Here is a 15,941-nt window from a genome sequence, read left to right as displayed (position 1 = left end):
CCCGGCCGGGGTAGCTTTTTTTTATGTACCCATTATTCCCGCCTTTACAAAATCTCTATAATCCACTTACTCAACGTTAACAATGCCCTGCTATAGTCAGGCTTAGTAATCATACATACTATCCGACTTATGAAGGGGATCTGCAAAAATGAAAAAGAACTGGCTTATCGCCGCATCGACAGCACTTACGCTCGTATCCGGAACAGGGGCCGCTTTTGCCGCGGATCTGAAAGGCTCTACGGCGGACTCGGTCACCTACACCAACAACGGGCAAGCCGTTGCTCCGTCCGTCCCGGCCGTTAACATCGACGGCAGCCTGTATCTGCCTTTCCGCGCAATCAGCGAAGCGACCGGCAAGTACGTCGATTGGGACGAGTTCCGCAGCCGTGTCTCTCTGACGGACAAGCCTGCACTGACAGGCAAATACAAACTGAATGCTCCCGATCTGGCAAAAGGGGTCAAAATGGGCATCGGCTCCTCGCTGACCCACCTGCCGGGCGATCCCGACAATGTATTCTATACAACGGCGGACCGCGGTCCGAACGGAGAAGTCGATGTTAAAGGAACCATGGTCCGTACGTTCCCGCTCGCCGATTATACCCCGACCATTTACAAAATCGAAATTAAAGACGGCCAAATCAACATTCTCGACCAATTCCCACTTAAATTGAACGGCATCAATCCGGCAACAGGGAAAGCCAACATCAGCGGTTTGCCGAACATCAAAGGCCGGGACGAAGCGCCTTTCGACGCCAAAGCCGAGAAAGAACTCGCTTACGATCCGTACGGTCTTGACGTGGAAGGCCTGGCCTACAACCCCAAAGACGATACGTTCTGGATTTCGGACGAATACGGCCCCTCCCTGGTGCATGTAAAACGGGACGGTACCCTGATCGAGCGCATCGTGCCTAAAGGCTGGGCCGCTCAAGTTTCCACACCGCTTGTGCCAGCCCGTGAAACACTGCCGGCCGTCTATAACAAGCTCCGCCAAAACCGCGGCGCCGAAGCGGTAGGCATCACACCGGACGGCCGCTTCATGTTCATGGCGATGCAGAGCCCGCTGCGCAGCCCGAACAAGGAATCCGACAATTCGCGTCAACTGCGTATCGTCAAATTTAATCTGCAAACGCTGGAGCCGGTAGCCGAATTCGCTTATCTTGCGGAAGACGCCAAAGACTTCAAGGGATTAAAGCAAGCCGATATCGTCATTTCGGACCTCGTGGTGGTGGATGAAAATACGCTGCTTATCGACGAGCGCGACAAAAACGCGGGAGACAAAGCGCAGCTGAAGCGTATCTATTCCATCGACCTGTCCAACGCGACCAACATTCTCGGCAAATACGACGATACCAAGGCAGCCGGTAAAACACTGGAGCAAATGTCCCCGGCCGAGCTGAAAGGTCAGGGCATCCTTCCTCCTTCCAAACGGACGCTGCTTGATCTGGTCCCTTTCAAATATCCGTATGAGAAAGTGGAAGGCGTGTCTCTCGTAAACGGCAACACGCTTGTCATCGTGAACGACAACGATTTCGGCGTCGACAGCAGCTCCCCGGAAAACGGCACCGAGCTCTGGACGTTCAAGCTCCCGTATACCATCAAGTAAAACATGCAAAATCAGCAAACCCGGTCAGGACCTTTTCGGTCCGCCGGGTTTTTAGGTTTTTGAATCGGTTCGAGTATTCCAAGCAGCTCATTTCCGTAAACTTCAAGTTACTTACTCACATCAGTCACATCACTTCTCTTTTAACCTACAGATGCATGCACAAGCGGCGAAAGCCAGCACTCCGCTCGCGGCGGTTGAAACGGAAAAAGCTCTGACATAATCTCCCAGGCCGGCTTCGGCAAGGGGCGAATTCAGCGCAGCGGAAAACAAAATGCTGATCCATGCTACACCCAAAGCGTTCGCCAAATACATAAAGGTCGTAAACAGCCCCGAACCGGTTCCGCCCGACGCCGCCGGCACGCGATTCAAGATCGTATTGGCAAGCGGTGTTGTGGCCATGCCCAGACCCAGCCCGTATACCGACAGAATCAATAGGTTTTGAAAGTGAAAGAAATGCACGGCATCGGCATGCAGAGACCAAATCAGCATAAATAAGCTCACTCCCATCGTAAGCGTCCCTGTTTTTAATACGGCGTCTCCCCATCTTTTCACCAACCACGCCGACATTAATGAAGTGGCGAAAAACCCCAAGCCAAGCGGTAAAAAAACAAGGCTGGTCGATTCAAGATCGAATTTCAGTCCCGCCTGTAAATAATAATTTAAAATGAAGAAGAATGAGAACATACTGAGATAGACAACGACCTCTGTAATGATTCCGATCCGGAATGAACCTATTTTGAACATGGAAAGCTCCATCAACGGCGCGCGTCCCGCCTCTTCTCTCCGTTTCTGCTGAAGCACGAATTGAAGCAGTAACACGAGCGATAAAAGCAAGCATCCCCAGGTCCATACCGGCCATCCTTGTTTTTGGCAGATCGTTAACGGATATATGAGCAAAAGCAATCCGGACATAACAAGAATAATGCCGAACCAGTCGATACTCGGGTCGGAATGCCCGCGTGATTCGGGAACGATCGGCAGTCCCATCATCACAAGCAGTCCAAAAGGCACATTAACTAGAAAAACGATCCTCCAGCTAAGTCCGAACAGGTTCCAGTCCACCAAAAGCCCGCCCAAAATCAAGCCAAGGGTGAAACCTAGGCCGATCACGGCCCCATAGATGGCAAAAACCAACCCTTTTTCCCTCGGGAGGAAGATGCTCTGCATAATGGACAAAACCTGTGGTTGGATCATCGCTGCCGATAAACCCTGGATGATGCGAATGACAAGGAGTAGAGTCGGGTTGGGTACCAATGCGCCGAGCAGGCACATACAGGTAAAACCCGAAACCCCGATCCGTAACAGGCGTTTTCGGCCATATAAGTCACCCAATTTTCCGCCTAAAATCAAAGCAACGGCAAGCCCTAACGAATATCCCGAGAAAATAAGCTGCGCTTCGGCAAAGCTGGCATGGACGCTCGCCTGCATTACCGGAAGCGCCACCTGCATCATGTAATTGTTCAGCGAAATCAGAAGCGTCGGCAGCAAAATCAGGACTAAAGCCATCCAGCGGCGTGGATCGGGGTGCGGTGCCGCATCGGGTTCTCTTGTACATGCAGGAATCAAGTCATTCATTGTTATTCCTCCCTCATTCAGCGCCAAATTAAGCGAACCAGCATGACCAATTGATCCTTATTATCAGCGAGAATGAAACGGTGTTCTACCTGCAAAGGTATTTTCTCTCCCTATAGAAGGAATGGGCGGAACAAAAAAAGGATTCCGAACATGATACCTATGTCCGAAATCCTTTTTTAAACGAATAAGCTGATCTATTCTGTTTTTGCATCCCGATGGGATAACATCTTGAGGTATTCACTCGGATTATATCCATACATTTTATGGAAGGCTGCGGCGAAATTGCTGAAATTGCTGTAGCCGACGGACACCGCCGTTTCCCCGACATTCATCCGCTGTACTTCCATACAATAAAGCGCCTTTTCCATCCTTTGCTTGCGTACCAGTTCAAATACAGTCATGCCAAAACGTTCCCGAAAACCTTTTTTCAGCTTGAATTCATTGAGTCCGACCTTTCTCGCCAGCTCCCGGATCGATAACGGCTGTTCGAAATGACGAACCACCAGTTCCCTGGCTTGATCCAGCTTCACGAGATCATCCCGGTTCAAAAACTGTTTTCCAATCTCCGCTTCATAGCCTTCTACTTCCCCGAACAAAGCGATCAGCTCCATGGCTTTGCTCTCCATGTAAAGCCGTTTCATCGCTCCGACATAAGAACAGTTAAGCATATCCGACACACAGCGATGGATTTCCGGCGTATTCGGGTATTTATCGATGCTGCCCTTATGCCGCTGCAGCCAGGATTCCATCTTCTGTCGCTCGGGAAGATCGGCCGCATAATGAAACAACTCCTGCGGAGACAAGCGGATTTCCAGCATATGATTGCGGACCCCCGCCTTTTTCTCTTCATATACCAATTCATTCTCGAAAAATAGCACGTTGCCCGTCCAATGATTGGTATAGCTCTCCTTGCCGCCCCACTCGCAATAAATATCGCCGCTAAGACAATAACTTAGCTCAAACAACGGACATGCCTCCTGAATACGCAGCTTCATATCCTGCGCATAGGTCAGGTCCGTTATCGCGATTTCCATGCCGGGACGGATTCGCGTCCTGAGGATGCTTCCTTGTCCAATCTCGTGCGGAATCGTAATATGCTGCTCCCATGCCCGAAGCCGGGATTGTCCTTGAATCAGATCCGTAAACTGATCGAAAAGGCTGTGCACCTCGCTATTAACTATATATAAAGTCAAATGGACACCTTCTTGCCTGATTAATCCAGAGATTATTTGCATTACCAAAAGCCCGATGCGGAAATCCGGTCATCGTTTAACTGAAATAATGGAGCGAGTAAAAACCGTCTGAATCCGGTTCCGGATTTTCATAGGTATACCCGGCAGCCTGAAAGCATCTCCGGGTGAGTCAAAACGGACTTTTATCCTCCACGTGAGCGTGCATGATGATCAGCGTATTCGATACTCCGTAAACCATCATCGCGTCCTGGAACGCGGCAAGCGATTCCATCGATTCGCTCCTCGTTTTTAGCAAATAATTGAACTCCCCGCTTATGCGGTACAGCTCGGCAACCTCCGGGGAAGATTCGCAATAACGGACAAACTCCCGGCATTTAACGGTTTTAAACAACATAAATGCCTGTATGCCCCGGTCTAATTTACCGGGATCGAATTTGGCTTTGTAGGCGGTAATAATCCCCTGCTCTTCGAGCTTTTGGATGCGTTCTCTCACTGCCGGCTGGGTCATGGAGATGTGGCGACCGATTTCGGCAACCGGCATGCGTGCGTTCGTATGCAGTAAGTTCATGATTTTGCGGTCGGTATCGTCGGGCTTTGCCGTTTCTCTCATCCATCATCCTCCTAAAGCGGTTTAGCGGTTTTACTTATAAAACGGAAAGCGATTCGGCAGGAATCCCTTTGATTATACCTGTCTCCTCATCCGAATTTCCATATAATTAACTGTATAGAACCGGAAAGGATGATTGGCATGCAGAATTTGCGCGAAAAAACGGCACTCGTCACCGGAGCAAGCCGCGGAATCGGAAAGGCGATCGCCAAGAGATTGGCCCACGACGGTGCATGGGTAGCCGTTCATTACGGCCGGGACAAGAAGGCGGCGGAGCGGACCGTTGCCGAAATTACGGAATCCGGCGGAAAAGCTTTTAGCGTGCAGGCCGATCTGGGCTCCATGCAGGGCGTGGAACGATTGTTCGAGCAGCTGGACACGCTCACCATCAAACATACGGGCAGCACATCCCTCGATATTCTCGTCAACAATGCCGGAATCGGCACACAAGGGTCCATCGAAACCACGACCGAGAAACAGTTTGACGAGCTGATCGCCGTCAACATCAAGGCTCCGTTTTTCATTATTCAAAAAGCGCTGCCCCGGCTGCGCACCGGAGGACGCATCGTGAACATTTCCTCCGCCGAAACCCGCATCGCATTCCCCGCTTCCATTGCCTACGGGTTGACGAAAGGCGCTTTAAACACCATGACCCTGCCGCTGGCGAAACAACTGGGAGAAAGGGGCATTACCGTGAACACGATCCTTCCCGGTTACACGGAAACCGATATTAACGCGGACATCCTGAGCGATCCGTCGGTCCGGAAGTACGCGGCAGGCATGTCCGCTTTCGGCCGGCTCGGACAAGTCGGAGATATCGCGGATGCAGCGGCCTTTCTTGCGTCAGAGGACAGCCGCTGGGTCACCGCCCAGATACTCGATGTATCCGGCGGCGCCCGCCTCTAAGAACCGGGCAGCGACGAAGGTGATCGGGAGACTGAGCGCTCGAATATCTGTTTTCCAACTTAAAAGACAGACTTCCTTTTTAAGAAAGTCTGTCTTTTTGCCAGTCCGCTTATGAAGTTAAAAAGCCGCGTACGATACGGACATACTCCTCCGGTTCTTCCAGATATCCCGCATGGGAGCTGTTCTCCAGCACTTGAAAGTCCGATTGAGGGACAAGCGAGTGATAATAAAACGTAGACTCCGGCGCCGCTTCGTCATACCGGCCGCACAGGAACAGCGACGGCACGTTAATTTCATGAAGCCGCGGTGTCACGTCGTACGTTTTCAGACTCCCGGTCGGGCAAAACTCGGAAGGCCCCCACATGGACATGTAAATGTCCTTATTAGCCTTGCCCCGGCTTTCCAGCACGACCGCAGGCAGAGGGTCGATTCGGCATACGTGCCTTTTGTAATAGTCCTTCATCGCATCCCGATACTCATCCGAATTCGTTGTGCCCTGCTCTTCGCTGCGCGCGATGACCGCTTGGACTTCATCCGGCAATTCAGCTAGGAACCGGTCCGCGTCTTCTTTCCAGCGTGCCGCACTCAGACAGGGACTGGAGAAAATGACGCTTCGCACTCCGGTTGGCTTGCGTTCGATCAAATAGGAAGCCGCGAGCATCGTGCCCCAGGAATGCCCGAGTATATGAACCTCATCCAGGCCGAGAGCTTCTCTCACACAGGCCAGTTCTTCGATAAACCGTTCCGTACGCCATAAGGAGGCATCTCCCGGTCTGTCCGAATTCCCTCCGCCGAGCTGATCGTAGAAAATAACCGGCCTTTCGTCTCCCAGCACGTGAAGGGTCGCTTTAAGCGGATCATGAGTGTTGCCCGGGCCGCCGTGTAGAACGAGCAGGGGCGTTCCGCCGCCTTCTCCCGCCGAGCTGTACCACACTTTGCCGCCGGGTACCTCGATATAGCCTTCTGTATGCCGCATCCTGCATGCCTCCCGCTTTCTTTTTATCTTTCTAGTATAAAGCTTTCTGTGGCTTTACGAAATGCCGGATGCCGATCCTCTTCTTCCCGCCCGCAAAGACAAGGCGAAGCATAGAAACAAGATCAGGGCCGCCGACACATACGGATAATTCAAATTCCGGTCGAAAAGAACTCCGGCCACGATCGGACCCGTAATATTTCCGAGGCTGGTATAAGCCGAATTCAGGCCCGCTACATATCCCTGATGCTCGTTCGCCATTTTAGACATCTGAGTTCCGATCGCCGGACGCAAAATATCGATCGACAAAAATACGATAAACGTCACGACAACAATCATCCAATATTGATGGACGAACAGAGTCAGCAAAACGAACAGACCGGCCATAGCGAGACAGACCGATATGACGGTTCTTTCCCCGAAGCGATTCAAGATCCAGCCGAATATCGTGACCTGCACGACCGCTCCGGAAATAGAGCCGAACGTAATGATAAAAGCGATATCTTTAGGTGTAAATCCGAATTTATGATCCACGAAAAGTCCGAAAACCGTCTCGTAATTCGCCAGGCCGAAAGACATCACGAAGACGATGACCAGGCTGATGAAATACGGTTCCCGGAACGAACTCAGCATCTGGGCCATAAAGCTCTGCTTCTGCGAAGGAGCCGCTCCGGCTTTAACGGGCGGTTCCACCGGTTTCGATTCGGGCAGAATAAACAGCGTGACAACCGCGGCGACGGCGCCGACGGCCGCAGCCGCGTAGAAAGGCGCACGTATGCCGAATTCCGCGATAAAGCCGCCGATGCCCGGGCCGATGATGAAGCCCGTCGTGATCGCGGCGTTGATAAATCCCATTCCTTTGGCCCGCTCCGCAGTTGTAGTGACATCGGCTATGTAAGCCATAATCGAAGGCATGATCAGCGCCGCGCCTATCCCTCCGAGCATTCTGGAAGCGAAAAGCAGAACGGGCGAACTCACTACGCCGAATAGCAGCTCGGACACGGTGAAGATGACCATACCGGCCACGATCATTTTCTTCCGGCCCAGCGAATCGGAAAACCTGCCCGCGAGCGGCGAGAAAATGAGCTGCGTCAGCGAAAACGCGGCCACGAGGAAGCCCATAATGCTTCCGTTTAAATGAAGTTCATCCATGTAAGTCGGCATGATCGGGATAACGAGTCCGATACCGGTAAATACGAGAAAAATATTAAGCATGAGAAGCAGTACGGCTCCTCGGTTTTTAAGCAGCAAATCCATTTCCATCCCCTCCTCCACAAATCTGTCTATTTAGTCTATCCAGGGTTCCCTTAATTTCATATACTGAACGTTCGTTCAGTATATAGGCGTAATAAAAGACGCCAAAGCGCCGAATCGAAAATTTCCTCAGCCGTCACCGGCAGTCCGCCTTATCCGCTCGGTTTCGCTACTCCGTGTAGGAAGACGCCGAAAGCCAACCGGTACAGCTTCAATGCTTCCGCCGTGGACGATTTCCGCGACATCTGGCTCAGCCCCATGATCAGACTTTCCAGAATCACCGCAAGAGGTTCCACATCAGCGCCTTTGAATTCACCGCTGTCCATCCCCTGTTGAATCAGGGCTTGATTGAATTTTAAATGCCGGTTCACCAGTTCGGCGATCCGTTCTTCCACGTCGTTCGTTTTCTCTTCGTTATTAAAAAACTCGTCGGCCGCTTGGGTCAAGGGATGGTTCAAATCTTCGATAACCATCTGCTGCGCCATTCCCAAGAGCTTCTCGGTCGTTGTTTTATAAAGCGGTTCTTTTTCCATCCACTTTTCTTCCCATTCGCGTTCCCATTCGTCGACCAGATAAAGAAATAAGCCTTCTTTACTTTTGAAATGATAATAAATGTTCCCTTTGCTGCTGCCCGTGGCCTCCACGATATCTTCGATAGAAGTGGCTTTGTATCCCTTCTGGACGAACAAGGTCCTGGCAGCATCGGCAACCCGTTTTTTTGTCTGTTCACTTTGCAGCTGCTTTTTATTCATCCGCTCCGCTTCACTCCTTCGTGTATGGTTTGACGGCATCCGTACCTGCCGGTCGTGTTCACAGGAAAATAATACTGAACGTTCGTTCTGTATCTTATCAAAAACAGCCGATTAAGGCAAATTTTTTATTCTTCGCTTTCGTTTCAAGTCATAGAAAAAACCGGCACAATCCGTGCCGGCTTCATTACATATCCCCCTGCAGACTGCGGATAACTAAGCTCTCTTTTCCCCTTAAAAGTCAGGGAGCATCCGGGCCCACTTCCGCTTGAGTCAGCGGATGATTCGTAAAGCTTGACGCGCTCGAACGCTCATCGGCTCCGGCATCGTTGACCGAGCGGATTTCCCCGTCCATGTCCTCCTGGACAAAAGGATAAGAGCCTTTGGCATAATTGATCGCCGGGCTGGAAGCCGATAATTTCTGCAGCCCCTGCACGGCCGTCAGCAGCGGATTCTTATTCCAGATCTCAGCGGACGTTCTGCCTTTGTTTGTCACGGTCCCTCCGTATCCGATGTTGCCTTCGAATACCGTATTGGTCGTTGCCGCCTCGTTATAGAGAATACCGGAGCTGTTTTTCACGATATTGTTGGCTACTCTGCTGTCTACCGGAGTGAACGCTTTGCCCGAACCGACTACGATACCGGTCGTGCTGTTGACGATCGTGTTGTTGACGACCTGGGCACGGTAAATTCTCCATTGAGCTTTCAGATCGTCTTCGCTCGGATTCGAAGGATAACCGCCCGCTCCGCCGTCGTAATTGCCGTTGTCGAGAATAATTGCGCTGTTCGTCAGATTTTCCATGTAATTGTTATAAATCTTATGATCGTTCCCGTAGATGCGGATGCCCGCCTGTTCCGATTCTACCCCGTCGCCGAGAAAGAAGTTCCCGTAGAAACTGTTGCTATGGCCATGTCTGGAAGTAAGTCCGCCCTTCGAAGTTTTGAACGTATTGTAGCGTACGGTATTATTGCTGCTCTTTACGGATACGATTTCCGGTTCGCCGTCCGTATTTTCAAACAGATTATACTGGATTTTGTTGAACCCGTCGGAAAGCGAGATTTTGGACAATCCCAGCCGGATCGTTTCTTTTCCGTTCGCCACCCATGGCCCTACATCGTGAAAATAATTGTATTCGATCACGTCATGCTGGGAAATGTTCCCCTGTCCGTCCCCTTCATAGGCGATAAGAGGATTGGTATCCGTTTTGTTGCCGAAATCGTTGCGGTCGATCTGGTTATGATGGCTGTTCGCACCGCTTACCTGAAGCCAGATGGTGGCTACCCCCCGGGCAGGTAAAGCAAACTGGTTCCGCGTCAGCCGGATATGATGGGAGCCGTTCAATAAGACGCCCTTGTCGGCCGAATTGGCAAACTTCAAGCCCTCGATTGTAACGTAAGAGGAATTTTTGACTTCAAAAGTGGTCGAGCCTGTAATAACGGCCTTTCCCCGGTTTGCGGCTTTGATCGTAATGGGGTTTGCCTCTGTTCCGTTTCGATTTTCAATTAAAATCGACGGATTATTACCGCTAACCGTGTAATTACCGTCCGCCAGCACAATCGTCTGTCCGGCGCTTGCGGTTTTCAGAGCCGCTGCCAGTCCTTCCGAAGTGGACACGGGGATTCCGCCCTGGTTGTCGTCTTCCCCGTAAATTTCGACTTCCGTGTAGCTGTTCCACAAATTGACGGAGTTGCCGTGCCCGACAAGTTTCACGTAACGCACCGAGGATACATCCGCGAAATCAAATGTCTGAAGCTGCGCATTCAGGCTGCTCGTCACATTTGTTTTCACATTCGTATACGTAACATTGTCCGCCGAAGTCTGAATATCGAAAGTCGATGTTCTCGTGTCACCGGTCAGGAAGGCAACCTTGATATAGGCGACTTTACGGAGTGAACCGAGATCGAAACGAATCCACTCGCCGTTGCCGTTTGCGGACCAGCGGGTCGACAGGTTGCCGTCCACCGTATTAGCCGGCAGGTTGCCGTCATGGGTGCTCGCCGTTACGGCGGAAGCGGGTACGGAAAGTTTCGTATTCGCCGCATAGCCCTGAGCGGGAATCAGCATAAGAAGCAGACAAAGAGACAGAATGAGCGAAAAAGTACGATTACCGGCGTTCATCACAACACATCCTTTTGAGCGTATTTTTCAGCGCCTGACTTGCAGTTCCTTACTCCTTCCGTGAAACAGATTGCAGAGTGCGCACTCTACTTCCTGTATACCGTAAACGTCCCGTAAAAGCTATCTTCAATTCTCGAAAAGCCCCCTCAAAATCCGGAATATCGGCGTTCTTCTTTAAAAAAGCTTCACCTTCATCGTGTCCAGCCATGCCCTGGCTATCAGTCCGTGGCCGGCGGCCGACGGATGTACCCCATCCGGAGCCCAGTAGCTGGCCGGCGCTTCCGTGGAAGCGCGGGCAAACAAGCCGTCGAGCGGAACCAGCCGGGCACCGAATTCCCGGGCCAGCTCCCGTACGACTCTGATCTTCGGATCAAGATCTTCCCGCCACGCCTTGCGGTCTTCCGGCACGGGAAGGACGAAAGGCTCCATCAGCACGATCCGGGCTCCCGTTTCTTCCGTCGTGCGCGTCAGAAGCTGCCGGTATCCCGCGGCAAACGTCTCCAGGGACGTGGGATCATTGCGGTCATACCTTCTCCAGCAGTCGTTGATCCCGATATAAATGGTGACCCAATCCGGCTTCAAGTCGATGCAGTCCTGCTGCCAGCGGTTTTGCAAATCCTTGACGCGGTTTCCGCTTATCCCCTTGTTGAGAAAAGTGACCCGGCTTCCGGGACAGGCGGCGCCGAACAAGCCTGCTATCATCTGAACATAGCCTTTTCCCAGGTCCGCATGATTTTCGCGGTTTCTGCCGGTATCCGTAATGCTGTCTCCTTGAAAAAGAAGAAGCTCTCCCCTTCCGATCGTCCGGTCTTTGTGCTCCGTCATGTTCGATCCTCCTCTAATAAATTGCGGAACGGAAATCCGTACAGGCGCCAAGTCTTGGAACCTCCGAAATACCGGACGGGTCCCGTCTTCGCCTCAACGGGCCCAATCCGCAGCTCGGGTTCTTCGCCCGCCGGATAAAGAATCGCTTCCTCCCCCTGTTTTAGCGGAAGCATAACCGATTCCCGGCTGTCCGCCACCTGCACAACATGACGCGCGACCTCTCCGGCTAGCCGCCAGTGAACCGTGCCGGTCCAGCCCGTCCGGATTTCGCAAGGCTCCCCCGCCAGACTCTTGACCCTCACGAAAGACGTGGCCCCGGCGCGGCGGACGGCGCTGACGAGGAAGGCGCCCTCGGCGCGCAGGTCGTGGAAGGCGGCTTCCCGCCATTCTTCCGGCACAGCGGGGAAGACCCGGATCGTGCCGCCCCAGCTTTGCAGCAGCATATCGTGCAGCGATTCGGCCCCGGCAAGAGGGGTTTCGATGACAGGCCCGGCTTCTTTGTACATCGTGTTCGGCTTGATAAGGCCGAGAAGTGTATGAAGCAGGCGCAAAGCCTCGTCCCCCCAGCCGAGTGTAGCTGCGATCGAAGCCGCCCCGGCAAAGCTGAAGCCGCGCAGGTCGCCTTCGCTGTCCAGCCAGTGCCGGAGGGAACGGGCGATCAATTCCCGTTCCTCTTCCCGGTCCGGACTGGCCAAGTGCAGCGGAAAAGCCGCCAGCAGGTGGCTGAAGTGCCTGTGCCCGAAGGCAAGGGGGACCCCGCGGCCGACCATATAGCCGCTTACGTCCACCGGCAGCGGCGTGAGATTGTCCAGCGCTTCCCGCCACCTGCCGGCAAGAGGATCGCCGCTTCCGAGCCGTGCGTCTGCGGCAAGCAGCGTCTCGCATCCCCACCGGAGCAGCGCGAGGTCGTAGTGGCAGTCGCTGACGGTCAGCCGTTTGAACGAGCCGTATTCCGGCGAGATCGTCGGAGGCAGATGCAGCTTCCCGTCCTCGCCCGCGTGAAGCAGATGCAAGTAGTAATTAACGCTCCCGCGCAGCACGGGATACAGGACATCCCGCAGCAGCCCGTCGTCCATTGAATAACGGTACTGCCGCCACAGACAGTGGCAGAGCCAGGCCAAATTCCCGATTTCCTCGCCTACCTCGCTGCGGAGGTCAAAGCTGCCGCTTCTCCCAAGGCCCGCGGAATCATGGCGGTACGGCTGCGGAACATTTTCCCTCAGATGCTCGCTGTTATCCGCTACCGCTTTGACCAGCGACTCTCCGATCGCGAGACGGTTGGACGCGTACACCGGGGAATAACTCATCTGGACGTTCATGTTGAACCAGTTCGCGGCCCAGGGGGTCGGTGCAAGCCAGGGACCCTGATTGTCCAGCAGGACACTATCCGCCCTTGCCGCCGATGCCAGTTTATACATCTGAATCCAGTAAAAACTTTCCAGGCGCCGGTCGGGGATGGAAAGAAAGCTTTGGCGGTAATAGTCGTGCCACCACCTGCGGTGAGCGGACACCCATTCGCCGAAATCGCCGGACGCCGCTTTCCGGACGGCTTCCGCCGCGTTCTTTCTCGCCTCTTGGGTGCAGCCGTTCTGGATGGAGACGAAGGCGACTCTCCGTCCTTCAGGCAATTGCGTGACTGTCCAAGCGGTGACGCACCCTTCCCCGCATTCTTCCCCTCCCGCGAAACGCTGGATAGCAAAAGTCATTCCATCTTCCCGAGACGTCTCGTGTTCGGCAAGCGGAATGTACTGATTAACGTTGACTCCGTCGGCAAATTTGAGCACATCGTCCACTTCGGAGTGAGGCACCCACTCCAGGCGTGCCTCCTTTTCCTCCTCCGATGTTTCAAGTTCAATGGCCATGACCGCTTCTTCGGCATGCACAAGCGCCCTGATGCGCACTTCTCCGCATGTCGTAGTCAGCGAGCCCCGAAGCTCGGCGTTCCACAGATCCACCCTCAGCCGTGTGGGATTATAAATCAGGCCCGCCAGCTCCAGGTTCATTTCGCCTATCGGCACACGGGGTTTAAAATCATCACGGTCCGTACGGGTTGCCGTCACATCGGTGCGGCCCATAACAAACCGGAGCGTCCGCCGCTTTTTCGCATTTTCGGCTCCGTAGACCATCGCTCCGATCGTCCCGTTCCCGATGAAAGCGCCTTCATCCCAGCTCGTCGGTTTCACGACCCATTCCATATCATGCTCCGCCATAAAAGCCCGCCAATCGAGATCCAGACGCGGACGGTCTGTTACGGATTGCTTCATGAAGCGTCACTCCTATCCTTTTATCGCTCCGATGAGAGCTCCTTTTACGAAATATTTCTGTAAAAACGGATAAACGAGCAGGATCGGCACCGTTGCGACGATAATGGTCGCGTACTTAAGCGTGACGGTGAGCATAGCCACGTCGCCTTCGGAAGCGCCCAGATTGGCATTCGCTTCCCCCTGCAGAAGAATTTCGCGCAAAATAAGCTGCAAAGGAAACATGGATCTTTCCTGTAGGAAGATGAGGGCGTTAAACCAGGCGTTCCAGTGGCCGACTCCGTAATAGAGCAGCATGACGGCAAGGACCGGAAGTGAAAGCGGCAGGACGATGCGGAACAAAATAACGAAATCATTCGCCCCGTCGATTTTGGCCGACTCCTCCAGCGCATCCGGGATGCCCTCGAAGGCCGTTTTCATCAGAATCAGATTAAACGTGTTGACCGCCGTCGGAATAATAAGCGCCCACAGCGTATTCGCAAGCCCCACCCCTTTGACCGTCAAATAAAAAGGGATGAGCCCGCCGCTGAAAAACATCGTAAACACGATGAACAGCATAATCCGTTTGCGGTAAGCGAGACTTTTGCGGGACAGCGCGTAGGCGCCGAGCGAAGTCAGCAAAATGTTGAACGCAAGACCCAGGAAGACTACGAAAAACGTGTTGGCGTAGCCTTTCAGAATCATGGGATTGCGGAAAACGTTCGCGTAGGCGTCCAGCGAGAAGCCGACCGGCTTCCACAAAAACCCTTTGTGCGCAAGAAGCCCTCCCGCATCGCTGAGCGAGGCGAACACAACATACACAAGGGGATAGATCGTTACGATCATGAGCAGGGTAAGAAATAGCAGATTGAAGCCGTCAAACGCCCGTTCGGAGAAAGTCCGTCTGTTCATTAGGGATTTCTTCCTTTCCTACCAGAGACTCGTGCTGTTCAGCTTCCGGCTGATCCAGTTGGAACTGAGAAGCAGCGTAAAGTTCACCGCGGAGTTAAATAGACCGACCGCGGAGCTGAAGCTGTAATTAAACTCCTGCAGCCCCACACGATACACATAGGAAGACACCACGTCTGCGGTATCGAACGTGCTCGGATTGTAAAGCAGGATGATCTTTTCGAAACCGACGTTCATCATACGGCCCAGCTCCAGAATCAGCAGGATAATGATGGTCGGCATCAGTCCGGGCAGCGTAACGTTCAGCATCTGCTTCCAGCGCCCGGCGCCGTCCATTTTGGCCGCTTCGTATTGTTCCTGATCGATGCCGGTCAAGGCGGCCAAATAGATGATGGTCCCCCATCCGATATGCTGCCAAATGCCCGAGGACACATAAATGGTACGAAACCACTCCGGTTCCAGCAGAAGCGTTAAGCGTTCGCCGCCGAAAAAAGCGATGATATCGTTAATGACGCCGCTGCTGGCCGTAAAATCTTTAATGATGCCGCAGATCACGACGAGGGAAATAAAATAAGGCATGTAAGTCACGGTCTGAACCGTCCGCTTAAAAACCGAGTTCCGCACTTCGTTCAGCAGCAGGGCCAGAATGATCGGCGCCGGAAATCCGAAGACAAGTTCGTTCAAGCTGATCAGAATCGTATTTTTGATCGTCCTCCAGAAATAAGCCCCGGAGAAAAAACTCTCGAAATGGGCGAATCCGACCCATTCGCTTCCCCAGATGCCCAGCCTCGGCGAGAAATCTTTAAAAGCGATAATCGCGCCGTACATGGGGGCATAGTGAAAGACGGCATAGTAAAGCAGCACCGGCAGCAGCATCACGTACAAAAGTTTGTTTTTGCGGATATCGAGCAGGAGGCCGGTCCGGGCCTGTTTTTTTGCGGCCGGGTACGGCAGAGCTTCCTGATTTATGGCAGCCATGACACAATTC

At 53.1% G+C, this 15,941-nt stretch carries 13 protein-coding genes; 2 read left to right on the top strand and 11 right to left on the bottom strand.

Translation table 11 applies throughout. From position 1 onward, the window contains the following. Window positions 1-148: 148 nt before the first annotated feature. A complete protein-coding gene (locus HMPREF1207_RS26450; RefSeq protein ID WP_009673870.1) occupies window positions 149-1,603 on the top strand; it encodes an esterase-like activity of phytase family protein in 1,455 nt (484 codons plus the stop codon). A gap of 129 nt (window positions 1,604-1,732) precedes the next feature. On the opposite strand, the gene HMPREF1207_RS26445 is transcribed toward HMPREF1207_RS26450, so the two are convergent. The 3 genes from HMPREF1207_RS26445 to HMPREF1207_RS26435 all read right to left on the bottom strand — a co-directional run bounded on the left by HMPREF1207_RS26445 (window position 1,733) and on the right by HMPREF1207_RS26435 (window position 4,981). Beyond that, entirely contained in the window at window positions 1,733-3,178 is a 1,446-nt protein-coding gene (locus tag HMPREF1207_RS26445) for an MFS transporter (RefSeq protein WP_009673838.1), read from the bottom strand. A gap of 194 nt (window positions 3,179-3,372) precedes the next feature. Continuing rightward, on the bottom strand, window positions 3,373-4,371 hold the full coding sequence (locus HMPREF1207_RS26440) for a helix-turn-helix transcriptional regulator (protein WP_009673750.1): 999 nt from the start codon (window positions 4,369-4,371) through the stop codon (window positions 3,373-3,375). Window positions 4,372-4,540: 169 nt separating this feature from the next. Further along, on the bottom strand, window positions 4,541-4,981 hold the full coding sequence (locus HMPREF1207_RS26435) for an Lrp/AsnC family transcriptional regulator (protein ID WP_009673722.1): 441 nt from the start codon (window positions 4,979-4,981) through the stop codon (window positions 4,541-4,543). Between the two features lie 138 nt (window positions 4,982-5,119). Between HMPREF1207_RS26435 and HMPREF1207_RS26430 the strand changes: the two genes are divergently transcribed. After that, window positions 5,120-5,884, top strand: coding sequence for an SDR family oxidoreductase (locus HMPREF1207_RS26430; RefSeq protein ID WP_009673734.1), 765 nt, complete (start codon window positions 5,120-5,122; stop codon window positions 5,882-5,884). Between the two features lie 109 nt (window positions 5,885-5,993). On the opposite strand, the gene HMPREF1207_RS26425 is transcribed toward HMPREF1207_RS26430, so the two are convergent. From HMPREF1207_RS26425 to HMPREF1207_RS26390, 8 genes are all read right to left on the bottom strand, one after another. Continuing rightward, window positions 5,994-6,860 (bottom strand): proline iminopeptidase-family hydrolase, encoded by an 867-nt coding sequence (locus HMPREF1207_RS26425; RefSeq protein WP_009673759.1) that lies wholly within the window; start codon window positions 6,858-6,860, stop codon window positions 5,994-5,996. 54 nt (window positions 6,861-6,914) lie between these two features. After that, window positions 6,915-8,114, bottom strand: coding sequence for an MFS transporter (locus tag HMPREF1207_RS26420; RefSeq protein WP_009673842.1), 1,200 nt, complete (start codon window positions 8,112-8,114; stop codon window positions 6,915-6,917). A gap of 149 nt (window positions 8,115-8,263) precedes the next feature. After that, entirely contained in the window at window positions 8,264-8,863 is a 600-nt protein-coding gene (locus HMPREF1207_RS26415; RefSeq protein ID WP_016424164.1) for a TetR/AcrR family transcriptional regulator, read from the bottom strand. 238 nt (window positions 8,864-9,101) lie between these two features. Next, on the bottom strand, window positions 9,102-10,979 hold the full coding sequence (locus tag HMPREF1207_RS26410) for a chondroitinase-B domain-containing protein (protein ID WP_009673668.1): 1,878 nt from the start codon (window positions 10,977-10,979) through the stop codon (window positions 9,102-9,104). A 174-nt stretch (window positions 10,980-11,153) separates the two neighbouring features. After that, complete coding sequence (locus HMPREF1207_RS26405; RefSeq protein ID WP_009673744.1) at window positions 11,154-11,804, bottom strand: SGNH/GDSL hydrolase family protein; 651 nt, start codon at window positions 11,802-11,804, stop codon at window positions 11,154-11,156. After that, window positions 11,801-14,068: a glycosyl hydrolase family 95 catalytic domain-containing protein gene (locus HMPREF1207_RS26400; protein WP_009673895.1), complete on the bottom strand. Its 2,268-nt coding sequence runs from the start codon at window positions 14,066-14,068 to the stop codon at window positions 11,801-11,803. Before HMPREF1207_RS26400 ends, HMPREF1207_RS26405 begins: the two co-directional genes overlap by 4 nt. Before the next feature lie 12 nt (window positions 14,069-14,080). Next, window positions 14,081-14,956, bottom strand: coding sequence for a carbohydrate ABC transporter permease (locus HMPREF1207_RS26395; protein WP_009673770.1), 876 nt, complete (start codon window positions 14,954-14,956; stop codon window positions 14,081-14,083). Between the two features lie 18 nt (window positions 14,957-14,974). Further along, on the bottom strand, window positions 14,975-15,931 hold the full coding sequence (locus tag HMPREF1207_RS26390; protein ID WP_009673768.1) for an ABC transporter permease: 957 nt from the start codon (window positions 15,929-15,931) through the stop codon (window positions 14,975-14,977). Window positions 15,932-15,941 lie beyond the last annotated feature (10 nt).

This window comes from Paenibacillus sp. HGH0039 (assembly GCF_000411255.1).
GTDB lineage: Bacteria > Bacillota > Bacilli > Paenibacillales > NBRC-103111 > Paenibacillus_F.
Note: the sequence above shows the minus strand (reverse complement) of the source record. Positions and strands in the feature narration are given on the sequence as shown.